This window comes from Halomonas sp. A11-A (assembly GCF_003182195.1).
GTDB classification, from domain to species: Bacteria; Pseudomonadota; Gammaproteobacteria; order Pseudomonadales; family Halomonadaceae; genus Halomonas; species Halomonas alkalicola.
Window position 1 is genome coordinate 119,831 of the sequence record NZ_QGTM01000002.1, and the last position, 13,190, is coordinate 133,020.

Genomic DNA, 13,190 nt, shown 5'->3' on the forward strand with positions numbered 1-13,190 from the left:
TATGTTTTTAAAAAGAAAATTGTTCATACCAATGTCTAAGGGGAAGTGGCGCCGGGCGAGAGTATGCTGAGTCCACCTTAAATGGCGTCGGGCGTCCCCACACAATCCCAACGTACGGTTGCCCGGCATCACTCACCTGACGGGGCCATCCCAAGGACAGAGGCACTTCCATGAGCGATCAGCAGAACGTCTATCCGGTGCGCGACGACATCGCCGCCAAGGCCTGGGCCGACAAGGCGAAGTACGAGGCGATGTACCAGCAGTCCGTGGACGACCCCGATGCCTTCTGGGCCGAGCAGGCCAAGCGCATCGACTGGGTCAAGGCGCCCACCAAGATCAAGCACACCAGCTTCGATCCGCACAACGTGGACATCCGCTGGTTCGAGGACGGCACCCTCAACGCCAGCGCCAACTGCCTCGATCGCCACCTGGAAACCCGCGGCGACCAGACCGCCATCATCTGGGAAGGCGACAGCCCCGATGAGTCCGCCCACATCAGCTACCGCGAGCTGCACGCGCGTACCTGCCAGCTGGCCAATGCCCTGAAGGAGCTGGGCATCGGCAAGGGCGATGTGGTCACCCTCTACATGCCGATGATCCCCGAGGCCGCCGTGGCCATGCTGGCCTGTGCCCGCATCGGGGCGGTGCACTCCGTGGTGTTCGGCGGCTTCTCCCCGGATGCCCTGGCCCAGCGCGTGATCGGTGCCAGCTCCAAGCTGGTGATCACCGCCGACGAGTCCGTGCGCGGTGGCAAGCACGTGCCGCTCAAGGACAACGTCGATGCGGCCCTGACCCGCAAGGGCACCGAGGTGTGCCAGAACGTGCTGGTGGTCAAGCGCACCGGCGGCGAGATCGAGTGGAACGAAGGGCGTGACGTCTGGTACGGCGACCTGGTCGACAAGCAGTCCACCGACTGCCCGGCCGAGGAAATGAACGCCGAGGATCCGCTGTTCATCCTCTACACCTCCGGCTCCACCGGCGCGCCCAAGGGCCTCAAGCACACCACCGGCGGCTACCTGGTCTACGCCAGCCTCACCCACCAGTACGTCTTCGACTATCAGGAGGGCGAGATCTACTGGTGCACCGCCGACGTGGGCTGGGTCACCGGCCACAGCTACATCGTCTACGGCCCGCTGGCCAACGGCGGCACCACCCTGATGTTCGAGGGCGTGCCGAGCTATCCGACCCATGGCCGCATGGGCGAGATCGTCGACAAGCACAAGATCAACATCCTCTACACCGCGCCCACCGCCATCCGCGCCCTGATGGCCCACGGCGACAGCGTGATGGACTCCAGCCAGCGCGACACCCTGCGCATCCTCGGCTCGGTGGGCGAGCCCATCAACCCCGAGGCCTGGGAGTGGTTCTACCGAGTGATCGGCAACTCGAAGTGCCCGATCGTCGACACCTGGTGGCAGACCGAGACCGGCGGCATCATGATCGTGCCGCTGCCCGGTGCCACCCCGCTCAAGCCGGGTTCCGCCACCCTGCCGTTCTTCGGCGTGCAGCCGGCGCTTTACGACAGCGAGGGCAACACCCTCGAGGGCGCCGTGGACGGCAACCTGGTGATCACCGACTCCTGGCCGGGTCAGGCGCGCTCCATCTGGGGTGACCACGAGCGCTTCATCCAGACCTACTTCTCCACCTACAAGGGCGTCTACTTCACCGGCGACGGCTGCCGCCGCGACGAGGATGGCTACTACTGGATCACCGGCCGCGTCGACGACGTGATCAACGTCTCCGGCCACCGCATGGGCACCGCCGAGATCGAGTCGGCGCTGGTGGCCCACGAGGCCGTGGCCGAGGCCGCCGTGGTGGGCTTCCCCCACGACATCAAGGGCCAGGGCATCTACATCTACGTGACCCTGACCGGCGACGTGGAGCCCACCGACGAGCTCAAGAAGGAGCTGACCCAGTGGGTGCGCAAGGAGATCGGTCCGATCGCCTCGCCCGACGTCATCCAGTGGGCCCCGGGCCTGCCCAAGACCCGCTCCGGCAAGATCATGCGTCGCATCCTGCGCAAGATCGCCGCCAACGAGTGCGACGGCCTGGGCGATACCAGCACCCTGGCCGACCCGAGCGTGGTGGATGACCTGATCGAGAACCGCGCCGTGCGCTGATTTTCGCGCCAGCGCTGTACCGTCGAGCCGGCCTTCGTGGCCGGCTTTTTTGATCCGTTGGTCAATGTTGTCGACAATGTGGCCGGAGCGCTTGGGAATCGGCTCTGCCATGGGGTAACATGCCCCACAGTCATACAAGAGCCCGAGTGGCGGACGATGCCCGCTGCCAGAGGAACCGGAGGAGAATCCATGGCCTTTGCCCAGAAATTCATCGTCGCCGATGACCATCCGCTGTTCCGCGCAGCCCTCACCCAGGCGCTGCGTCAGCTGGCCCCCCAGGCCGAGATCGTCGAGTCCGACACCATGGAGGCGACCGCCGAGGTGGTCACCCGCCATCCGGATGCCGACCTGATCCTGCTCGACCTGCACATGCCCGGCGCCCACGGCTTCTCCGGCCTGATCCAGCTGCGCGGCCAGACCCCGGATATCCCGGTGGCGGTGGTCTCGGGCAGCGACGAGCCCTATGTGGTGCGCCGCGCCATCGACTACGGCGCCTCCGGCTTCATCCCCAAGTCCTCCTCGCTGCAGCTGATCGCCGAGGCGGTGGGGGAGATCCTCGACGGCGAGGTGTGGCTGCCCGCCGAGCTGGCCGCGGCCATGGGCGAGGCCAACGAGGAAGAGGCGAAGTTCGCCGAGGCGATCGCCTCGCTGACCCCGCAGCAGTTCCGCGTGCTCAACATGCTCACCGAGGGCCTGCTCAACAAGCAGATCGCCTACGAGCTCAGCGTCTCCGAGGCCACCATCAAGGCCCACGTCACCGCCATCCTGCGCAAGCTCGGCGTGCACTCCCGCACCCAGGCGGTGATCGCCGCCCAGAAGCTCGAGGTGGAGCCGCCGAAGGTGGAGTCCTGACGCCAGGCGCCAAGGCATAAGCTTGAAGGAAATGCAGAAACCCACCAAACGGTGGGTTTCTTGCTTGTGGTAGGTGCCGAGGACCACTTCAGTTGCTCGAGGCTGTCCCGGCGACAGGTCTGATCGGGGGCGCTGTGAGCCCCTCCCTGGGCGCTACCTCGGCCATCCCTGGTCCCCGGACCCCCTCCAGACCTGTCCCCGGCGCCTCTCGTTTCACGCAGCAGCTCCTGCCCCTCGCTTTGGGGATTCAGCCTACTGCGCCGCTCGGCTGGCCTGCAGGGTGCGGGTGAGCAGGGCGCGCAGGGCGGCGGGGCGCACCGGCTTGAGCAGCAGCTGGTAGCCGGCGCGCCTGACCTCATCGGCCACCTCCTCGGTGCGGTCGGCGGTGATGACGATGCCGGGCACCGCGCCGGCCAGCCGCTCGCCGAGCGCCTCCAGGGCCATCAGGCCGGTCACCTCGTTGTCCAGGTGGTAGTCAGCCAGGATCGCGTCGGGGTCGCCGTCGAGGTGGCGCAGCACCGACTTGGCGCCGCCGATGCTGGTGGCGGTGAACACCTCGCAGCCCCAGCCGGAGAGCATCGCCTTCATCCCCTCGAGGATCAGGGTCTCGTTGTCGATGCACAGGATCCGGGTGCCGATCAGCTTGTTGCCGGCGCGCTTGGGCGAGGCGGCCTCTTCGGCCTGCTGCGCCTCGCTGCGTGGGGCCACCATCGGCACGCTGACCGCGAACATGGTCCCCGAGCCCTCCCACGAGCGCACCGTGATGGGGTGGTCGAGCACCCGACTCATGCGGTCGGCGATGGAGAGCCCGAGCCCCAGCCCCTTCTCGCTCTCCTTGTGGCGCGAGGCCTGGTCGAGGCGGCGGAACTCCTGGAAGATCTCCGCCTGCTTGGACTCGGGAATGCCGGGGCCCGAGTCCCACACCTGGATGGAGAGGCGGTCGCCCTGGCGGCGACACCCCAGTAGCACCCGGCCCTCCTGGGTGTAGCGGATGGCATTGGAGAGGAAGTTCTGGATGATCCGGCGCAGCATCTGGGCATCGCTGTCGACCCAGGCCCGGGTCGGCACCACCATCAGGTCGAGGCCGCGATCCTCCACCATCACCTCGAACTCGGCGCGCAGCGGCCGGAAGATGTCGGCCAGCGCGAAGTGGCTGCGCCGGGGGGTGAGGGCGCCAGCATCGAGCTTGGAGATATCGAGCAGGGTGCCCAGCAGCTCCTCGGCGGCCTGCAGCGAGTTGTCGATATGGCCGATGGTGCGCCGTATGATGTCGGGCTCCATCTCCTGGGAGAGCGCCGAGGTGAACAGCCGGGCGGCGTTGAGCGGCTGCAGCAGGTCGTGGCTGGCGGCGGCCAGGAAGCGGGTCTTGGAGGCGTTGGCGTCCTCCGCCAGCTGCTTGGCCTGGCGCAGCGCCAGCTCGGCCTCGGCGCGCACGCGGTTCTCCTGGCGCAGGGCGGCGTTGGCCTCGGAGAGCGCCTGGGTGCGCTCGCGGACCCGCTCCTCCAGGGTCTCGTTGGTCTCCTTGAGGGCGATCTCCGCCAGGCGCCGCTCGGTGATGTCCTGATAGAGGGCGAAGAAGCCCAAGATCGCCCCGCTGTCGCCGAAGTGGGGGGTGTAGGTCACCAGCATGTAGCGGCGCCCCTCGGGGAGACGCAGCGACACCTCGAAGCTGACCCGCTCGCCGGACAGCGCCCGTTCGATCCAGGGTTCGCGCTCGCGAGCCATCTCCGGCGGCACCACGTCCTGGACCCGCTTGCCGATCACCGCGTTGCGATCGATGCCGAAGGCCTGCTCGTAGGCGCGGTTGGTGAAGAGGTAGCGGCACTCCTTGTCGAAGTAGGCGATCAGCGCGGGCACATTGTCTGTGTAGATACGAATGTTGTTCTCCGAGCGGATCAGCGCCTCCTCGATGCGCTTCTGCTGGGTGATGTCCTGGTAGGTGTAGACGAAGCCGCCGCCGGGCATGGGGTTGCCCTGCACCTCCAGCACGCTGCCATCCTGGCGGTAGCGCACGTAGCGGTGGGGCTGGCCTGCGCGGATATTGTCGAGTAGCAGTTGGACATGCTCCTCAGGGTCACCGGGCCCGTACTCGCCATTGTGGGCGTTGTAGCGGAAGACCTTCTCCATGGGCGTGCCGACCCGGATCAGATGGTCGGGGAAGCGGAAGAGCTCCAGGTAGCGCTGATTCCACACCACCAGGCGTAGGTTCTGATCCACCACGCTGATGCCCTGGTTGATGTTCTCGATGGTGGCCTGGAGCAAGGCGCGGTTGAACTCCAGCACCTGGGAGGCCTCGTCGACGATGGAGATCACATCCGAGATGCCGATGCCGCGCCCCTGCAGCGCCGAGTTGACCACGATACGCGCCGATGAGGCGCCGAGCACCGAGGCGAGCAGGCGTTCGGTAAACTGGATCACGTCGATGGAGGCGCGGGTGCCATCCTCTAGTGGTGAGCCGCTGCGCCTGGCGTAGTCATCGAAGGCGCGGCTCACCTGGCCGGCACCCAGGAAGCGCTCGCACAGTACCTTGAGATCGCCCACCGTGGTGGCGCCGCTCCAGGGGCGGTTTACCGAGGTTTGGCGGGTCTCGACGCTGTCCACGAACAGCGAGGCCTGGATGCGCTCCACGACCCGCTGGGAGGTGATCTGCGAGACGAAGATGTAGAAGAAGAGGTTCACCCCCAACGAGAGCATCACGCCATGGGTGAAGCTATCCCCCACATTGAGACCGAACAGCGAGGTGGGGGAGAGCCAGGCAACACCCAGGGGGCCGCCATCGATCCAGTGGGCCGGCAGTACCCCAGTGGTGATCATGGCTGGCATCAGCAGGCTGTAGGCCCAGATGGCGAAGCCGGCGTTCATCCCGACGACCACCCCCAGGCGGTTGCCGCGCTTCCAGTAGAGACCGCCGATCAGCGCCGGTGCAAACTGGGCGGCGGCGGCAAAGGAGAGCATGCCGATGGAGGCCAGCGGGGTGAACTCACCAATCAACTGGTAGAAGCCGTAGGCCATGGCCAGCACCACGGCGATGGTGAAGCGCCGGGTGCGCAGTACCAGGCGACCGTAGTCGCGGGCCTTGGTGTCGAACCAGCGCAGCCGGAACAGCGCCGGGATGACGATCTCGTTGGAGATCATGATCGAGACTGCCACGGTGGCCACGATTACCATGCCGGTGGCCGCCGAGAAGCCACCGATGAAGGTGAGCAGGGTGAGCCATTCACTGCCTGCCGCCATGGGGAGCGCCAACACGTAGGTATCCGGCTCGATGGCGCTGTCGGCGAATAGGGTCAGGCCGGCAGCGGCCAGCGGCAGCACGAAGAGGGCGAAGGCCGCCAGGTAGAGCGGGAAGAGCCAGCGCGCCTTGGCGGCATCGTCGCGGTGAGTGTTCTCCACCACCGCCACGTGGAACTGGCGCGGCAGGCAGAGCACCGCCAGCATCGCCAGCAGGGTCTGGGCCCAGAAGCTCTGGCCGAACTCCTGCTGGGCCAGCTGGCGCTGCAGCTCCAGTTGCACCTCCGCCTGGGCGAGGAGCTCGGCGAGGCCATCGAACATGCCCCAGGTGACGTAGGCGCCGAGGATCATGAAGGCTAGCAGCTTGACCAGCGACTCGAAGGCCACGGCGTGGATCAGCCCTTCGTGGTGTTCGGTGGCATCGGTATGGCGCGTTCCGAACAGCACAGCGAAGGCGGCCATTACCAGGGCGGCGAAGAAGGCGGTGTCGGCGAATAGTGGCGTGCGGGTGGGGTCACCAGCATCGGTGAGTACGCTAAAGGAGGTGGAGACTGCCTTGAGCTGCAGGGCGATGTAGGGGAGGGTGCCGATCAGCGCGACCAGGCTGGCAAAGGCCGCCAGGGACTGGGTTTTGCCGTAGCGCGAGGCGATGAAGTCGGCGATGGAGGTGACGTTCTGGTGCTTGGCAACGCGGATCATCTTGGCCAGCACCGGCCAGAACAGCAGGAAGGTGAGGATCGGCCCCACGTAGATGCTGGCGAAGGACCAGCCGCCGGTGGCGGCCTGGCCGACGGCGCCGTAGAAGCTCCAGGAGGTGCAGTAGATGGCCAGCGCCAGGCTGTAGATGATGGGCCGGCGATGGCTGGCGCCGTGCTCCTTGGCCCGGCGATCGCCACGCCAGGCGATGCCGAACAGCACGGCGATATAGAGCAGCGATATGGCAACCAGCAGCCAGCCTGAGAACATGGGCTTTCTCCCTCGGGTCTGGCGCCCATTCTAGGGCAATGTGCCCCGGGAAGGCAGGCGGCGGGCCTCAGGTCTCCTGGCAGAGCGCCCGATAGAGGGCATCATCCTCGTCGAGGGTGCGCATCGCCTCGAAACGCGGCCGGCGTTCCTCGCCGATCAGCGGCAGGGTCTCGCGGGTGTCGCAGTTGATCAGCCAGGCCTGGTGGGTGACCAGGTCCACGTGCTGCTTCTCGAAGCGGTAGCGGATGTACTCGACCAGCCTCTCGCCGTTGGCATCGCGCTCGGCCATGCTGTCGCGATCCACCACGCTGAAGGCGTTGGCCATGGGGAAGGCGTAGGTCCAGGGGCGCCAGAACATCGAGCCGTGCTCCACCGCCACCACGCTGGCGGTGGCGGGCAGCTGTGCCTGCTTGTGGCTGAACCAGGAGTACTCGTAGTGGATCTGGTAGCCGAGCATGCCCAGGCCGCCGAACACCGGGATGATCCAGGTCGGCAGGCGCTTGCCGCTGGCCATGCGCAGCAGCATGCCGATGCCGGCGGCGCCGAGGCCGGCGAAGATCGCCGCGATCAAGTGCCAAATCATGAAGTGTCCTTGCTCAAAGCGATCGGGCTTCCCTAGGGAAGCCCGATCGGTGGGGAATGACTGGCCCGGCGAGCCGGGCCAGGGGCCATTATGGCTTAGTGGTCGATGGCAGTGCCAGCACCCTTGGGATAGCGCACGCTCTCCACCAGGTCCTGGATCTCCTGCGGCGGCTCCTGGGTGACACTGGAGAGTGCGAAGGCAACCGCGAAGTTCATGACCGCACCCACCGCGCCGAAGGAGAGCGGGGAGATGCCCAGGATCCAGTTGTCCGGGGTGTTGGGCAGCATGTTGGTGCCCGGAATGAAGAACCAGCCCAGGTAGGTGAAGATGTAGAGCAGGGTGGCGATCAGACCGGTCAGCATGCCGGCAACCGCGCCCACGTTGTTCACCCGCTTGGAGAAGATCCCCATCATCAGCGCCGGGAACAGCGAGGCGCCGGCGATACCGAAGGCGAGGGCCACCGTCTGGGCGGCGAAGCCCGGCGGGTTGAGGCCCAGGTAGGTGGCCAGCAGGATGGCACCGCCCATGGAGATCCGCGCCGCCAGCATCTCGCCCTTCTCGGAGATGTTGGGGTTGATCATGGTCTTGATCAGGTCGTGGCTGATGGCCGAGGAGATGGCCAGCAGCAGGCCCGCGGCGGTGGAGAGCGCAGCCGCGATACCGCCGGCGGCGATCAGGCCGATGACCCAGGCGGGCAGGTTGGCGATCTCGGGGTTGGCCAGTACCAGGATGTCGTTGTTGACCGACAGCTCGTTGCCTGCCCAGCCGCGACGCTCGGCGACCTCGTCGAACTCCGGGTTGGCATCGTTGTAGAACTGGATGCGACCGTCGTTGTTGAGATCGTTGAAGGTGATCAGGCCGGTGTCTTCCCAGGTGCGGAACCACTCGGGACGGTCCTCGTAGAGGATCGGCTCGGCGGCGGCGGACTCGTAGTCCTCGACCTGGCCGGTCATCTCCGGATAGACGGTGGTCATCAGGTTGAGGCGCGCCATGGAGCCCACGGCCGGTGCGGTGAGGTAGAGCAGGGCGATGAAGACCAGGGCCCAGCCGGCAGACCAGCGAGCGTCGGCCACCTTGGGCACGGTGAAGAAGCGGATGATGACGTGGGGCAGACCCGCGGTACCCACCATCAGCGACAGGGTGAACAGCACCATGTTGAGCTTGTTGTCCACGTCCGCCGTGTAGTCCTGGAAGCCCAGGGCGACCACGACCTCGTTGAGCTTCTGCAGCAGCGGCACGCCGGATTCGCTATGGGTGCTGAACATGCCGAACATCGGAATGGGGTTGCCGGTCAGCTGGAAGGCGATGAAGACCGCCGGAATGGTGTAGGCGATGATCAGTACGATGTACTGGGCCACCTGGGTGTAGGTGATGCCCTTCATGCCGCCGAATACCGCATAGAGGAAGACGATGGCCGCGGCGATCCAGATGCCCCAGGTGTTGGAGACCTCGAGGAAGCGCGAGAAGGCGACGCCGGCACCGGTCATCTGGCCGATGACGTAGGTCACGGAGGCCACGATCAGGCAGATGACGGCCACCAGGCGTGCCGCCTTGCTGTAGAAACGGTCACCGATGAAGTCCGGCACGGTGAACTTGCCGAACTTGCGCAGGTAGGGCGCCAGCAGCATGGCAAGGATCACGTAGCCGCCGGTCCAGCCCATCAGGAACGAGGAGTTGGCGTAGCCGCCGGAGGCGAGCAGGCCGGCCATGGAGATGAACGACGCCGCGGACATCCAGTCGGCGGCGGTGGCCATGCCGTTGGTCACCGGGTGGACGCCGCCGCCCGCCACGTAGAAGTCCTTGGTGGAACCCGCACGGGCCCAGATCGCGATGCCGATGTAGAGGGCGAAGGAGGCCCCTACGAACAGCAGGTTGATGGCAAATTGGCTCATGCTGGATTACTCCCCCAGACCGAATTTCTGATCGAGCTTGTTCATCTTCCAGGCGTAGAAGAAGATCAGCGCGATAAAGGTAAGGATGGAGCCCTGCTGGGCGAACCAGAAGCCCAGGTCGGTGCCGCCCACGGAAATGCCGGAGAGCAGGGGCCGGAAGAGGATGGCGCAGCCATAGGAAACGAAGGCCCAGACGATCAGGCATCCCGTGATCAGGCGTACGTTCGCCTTCCAGTATTCGGACGAATCGACTTTCTCTTCTGCCATTGTCGTGTTCTCCACTTGTTATTGGTGGGGTTGGGAACTGGGGGTCTGTCGGTTGCGGGTCACCAGGGCAATCGCATGTCTTGTGTCAGGCCGTTGCGAGCCTTGGGGTAGATCCCGACTGTGAGAGGGCCGGTGGCCCGTATCTCGCCGGTGTCGGCAGGCATCGTTGTCGTGCGATTGCCCTGCATGATGCATGGTGGATAGTGGGCAATGAGTGGCGAAAATGAATCCCAGACTTTCGTATCATGAGAAAAATACGATTCAATGCGGTGTCAACGAATCCTTGTCAATCAAAAGGATGGGGGCGTGTTTCTGCTGAGTTACACGAGGTACGTCAGCCAGATTAGGACGATGGTATAGGGGGTGTGAGAGGGGCGGTCGGGGGCGGGCGCGACACGGCTTGGACGATCGTCTAAGGAGGCGGAGGAAGACCAAAGTCGCAGGGTCGCTGCGTTCGCGGGCGAGGCTTGGACGATCGTATAGGGGGCCAAAGGGGGAGACGATCGTCTAGCTTATAAGGGCGACAGGGAGGTTGCTATGCTGCCACCAGTCCTACGAGACCCAACAACAACCCCAACAATCATCTGGTGGCGGCCACAACGCCGTTTTCCTCTCCGGCCCCCTCGTCTGTCGATCGCCTGCTGGCGGTGGCGCGACAGGGAGGCCCGAGTCGGGATGCCGCCCGCGAGGTCTGCGCCATGGTCGAGGTCGATCTTTCCCAACCGCCGTTCACCCTGCTCGACGAGGCAGGCCGCGAGCGGGTTCGCCAGGGCGTGGACCTGGCCTACTTCGATCGCGACGAGATCATCCTCGAAACGGGGCAGGCCGGTGAGAACCTCTTCCTGATCCACAAGGGGGAGGTGGCGGAAGTCGACCCCACCCTGCCCGCGGCCCGCTCGCGCATCGGCCACTACACCCGCGGCGACCTGTTCGGCGCTATCAGCATTCTCAACGGCAAGTGCCGCTACCGCTTCCGTGCCGAGCAGGAGAGCCTCTGTTACCTGCTGCCCAAGGCGCTCTTTCTCGAGCTCTGCGATGACTGTCCCCCCTTCGCCGAGTTCTTCCGCCAGACCCTGGCCCACAAGGCGCGCCTGCTGACCGAGCAGCGTGCCGAAGGCGGGGTGACCATGGCCGGCTTCATGCTGGCCCGGGTCGACGAGTGCATGCGTGAGCCGCTGATCGTGCCGGCCGCCACGACCATCGCCGAGGCGGTGACCACCATCAACGAGCGCCATGCCGACAGCCTGCTGGTGGCGGGTGATGACGGCCCCGGCATGATCACCAAGACCGACCTGCTCAACGCCCTGGTGGTGGAGGAGCGCGACCGCGACAGTGCCCTGGACGGGATCGGCAGCGCCGAGCTGATCACGGTGGGGCCGGGGCAGTACCTGTTCGAGGCGCTGGTGGTCATGACCCGCCACAAGGTGGAGCGGGTGGTGGTGGTGGAGAAGGAGGCGCCGATGGGGGTCGTCGAGCTCACCGACGTGCTCAGCTACTTCTCGAGCCGCAGCTACGTGGTCAGCCTGCAGGTCGAGCAGGCCGAGAGCCTCGAGGCGCTGGCGGCCGCCAGTCGCCGCACCCCGGAGCTGGTCAAGGCGCTGATGGCCCAGGGGGTCAAGCTGCGCTTCGCCATGGGTCTGCTGGCGGCGCTCAACGGGCGGATCATGAGCAAGGCCTGGGGCTTCCTGGTCGACGAAGGCTATCACCGTGACAGCTGCCTGATGGTGATGGGCAGCGAGGGGCGCGGCGAGCAGATCCTCAAGACCGACCAGGACAACGGCCTGATCCTGACCGACGACCTTGAGTGGCCCAACTGCGCCGAGCAGATGCAGCGGTTCACCGAGACCCTGATCGAGCTGGGCTACCCGCCCTGTCCCGGCAACATCATGGTCTCCAACCCCGAGTGGGTCGGCACCGTGACCCAGTGGCGCGAGCGCATCGCCCGCTGGGCCGAGAGGCGGGACGGCGACAGCCTGATGAAGCTCGCCATCATGCTCGACTCCCATGCGGTGGCCGGCAACCCGGCCCTGCTCGACCGGGTACGCGACGAGCTGTTCGCGCGCTGCTCCGGGAACGAGCTGCTGCTCTCCTACTTCGCCCGCACCATCCTGCGCTTCTCCACGCCGCTGACGCTCTTCGGCTCGCTCAAGCGGCCCCAGCATGGCATCGACATCAAGAAGGGCGGCATCTTTCCCATCGTTCACGGGGTGCGGGTGATGGCCCTGGAGCGGCGCATCCGTCCCACCTCCACCCTGGAGCGGCTGGACGCCCTGGCGGCGGATGGCCGCCTAGAGCCGCGCTTCGCCGAGGACCTCGGTGAGGCGCTGTCGCTGTTCACCGAGCTGCGCCTCAAGCAGCAGCTCGCCCATCTGGACAGCGGTGGCGAGCGCAAGCCCGACCGCGTGGTGGTGCAGGAGCTCTCCTCGCTGGAGCGCGACCTGCTGCGCGAGGCGCTGCATATCGTCAAGGACTTCAAGCAGCGCCTTTCGCACCGCTTTCATCTGGAGTATTCGTGACGGCCCGAGGCCGCACGAAGGCATGACGATGCACGAAGGAACGACAATCACAACAGGAGGCTCCACATGCTCAAGGTCCTGCGGCGCGCTGCCGACCGAAGACGGCACGCCAACGGCGACTACGCCTGGCTCTTTCACCCCTATACCGGTGACGAGATGGTGGTCATCGATACCGAGACCACCGGGCTGGATACGCGCAGCGCGGAGTTGGTCTCCATCGCCGCCGTCAAGGTGCGCGGTGACCGGGTGCTGACCAGCGAATCCCTGGACCTGCGTCTGGCGCGCCCGGCCTCGCTGTGTGGCGATTCGATCCGCATCCACGGCCTGCGCGGCATCGACCTGGAGGGCGGCATGGCGGTGGATGAGGCACTCAACCGCCTGCTCGATTTCGTCGGCAATCGCCCGCTGGTGGGCTGGCACCTGGCCTTCGACCTGGCGATCCTCAATCGCGAGTTGCGCCCGCGCCTCGGCTTCGAGCTGCCCAACGCCACCATCGACGTGGCCCAGCAGTATCTGCGCCGCCTGCGCCGCCGCCACCCCGAGGTGGAGTCGGCGCCGCGCTTCGAGAAGGTGGCCGAGCTGCTGGACGTGCCGGTGATGGGGCGCCATACGGCGCTGGGGGATGCGGTGACCACGGCGCTGATCTTCCTGCGCCTGGAGCGCGAGACCAGCGCCCTGCGGGGCGACGCCTGAAGCGCGATGGCGTCGCCTGACGTCGCCGGCGGTGGTAGGATGGGCGCCCGTCATTTTTGCCCGCACTGGC

The 13,190-nt window shown here is 66.2% G+C and carries 8 protein-coding genes; 4 read left to right on the top strand and 4 right to left on the bottom strand.

Going from position 1 to position 13,190, the window contains the following annotated elements; translation table 11 throughout:
• The first annotated feature begins 170 nt into the window (after positions 1-170).
• Both acs and DER72_RS02700 read left to right on the top strand, forming a co-directional pair.
• Positions 171-2,120, top strand: coding sequence for an acetate--CoA ligase (gene acs, locus DER72_RS02695; RefSeq protein WP_110068468.1), 1,950 nt, complete (start codon positions 171-173; stop codon positions 2,118-2,120).
• Between the two features lie 189 nt (positions 2,121-2,309).
• Positions 2,310-2,972, top strand: coding sequence for a response regulator transcription factor (locus tag DER72_RS02700; protein ID WP_110068469.1), 663 nt, complete (start codon positions 2,310-2,312; stop codon positions 2,970-2,972).
• A gap of 252 nt (positions 2,973-3,224) precedes the next feature.
• Here DER72_RS02700 and DER72_RS02705 read toward each other — a convergent pair whose 3' ends face one another.
• The 4 genes from DER72_RS02705 to DER72_RS02720 form a co-directional block, all read right to left on the bottom strand.
• The gene (locus tag DER72_RS02705) at positions 3,225-7,169 is read right to left on the bottom strand and encodes a NahK/ErcS family hybrid sensor histidine kinase/response regulator (RefSeq protein ID WP_110068470.1); all 3,945 of its coding nucleotides are present in this window, start codon (positions 7,167-7,169) and stop codon (positions 3,225-3,227) included.
• A gap of 67 nt (positions 7,170-7,236) precedes the next feature.
• Complete coding sequence (locus DER72_RS02710; RefSeq protein ID WP_110068471.1) at positions 7,237-7,752, bottom strand: hypothetical protein; 516 nt, start codon at positions 7,750-7,752, stop codon at positions 7,237-7,239.
• A gap of 95 nt (positions 7,753-7,847) precedes the next feature.
• Complete coding sequence (locus DER72_RS02715; protein WP_110068472.1) at positions 7,848-9,644, bottom strand: sodium:solute symporter family protein; 1,797 nt, start codon at positions 9,642-9,644, stop codon at positions 7,848-7,850.
• 6 nt (positions 9,645-9,650) lie between these two features.
• Positions 9,651-9,911 carry a DUF4212 domain-containing protein gene (locus tag DER72_RS02720; RefSeq protein ID WP_110068473.1) on the bottom strand — a complete coding sequence of 87 codons (261 nt, stop codon included), beginning with the start codon at positions 9,909-9,911 and terminating at the stop codon, positions 9,651-9,653.
• Between the two features lie 698 nt (positions 9,912-10,609).
• Between DER72_RS02720 and DER72_RS02725 the strand changes: the two genes are divergently transcribed.
• Both DER72_RS02725 and DER72_RS02730 read left to right on the top strand, forming a co-directional pair.
• A complete protein-coding gene (locus DER72_RS02725) occupies positions 10,610-12,427 on the top strand; it encodes a putative nucleotidyltransferase substrate binding domain-containing protein (RefSeq protein ID WP_110068474.1) in 1,818 nt (605 codons plus the stop codon).
• Positions 12,428-12,493: 66 nt separating this feature from the next.
• Positions 12,494-13,120: a 3'-5' exonuclease gene (locus DER72_RS02730; protein ID WP_110068475.1), complete on the top strand. Its 627-nt coding sequence runs from the start codon at positions 12,494-12,496 to the stop codon at positions 13,118-13,120.
• Positions 13,121-13,190: the final 70 nt, after the last annotated feature.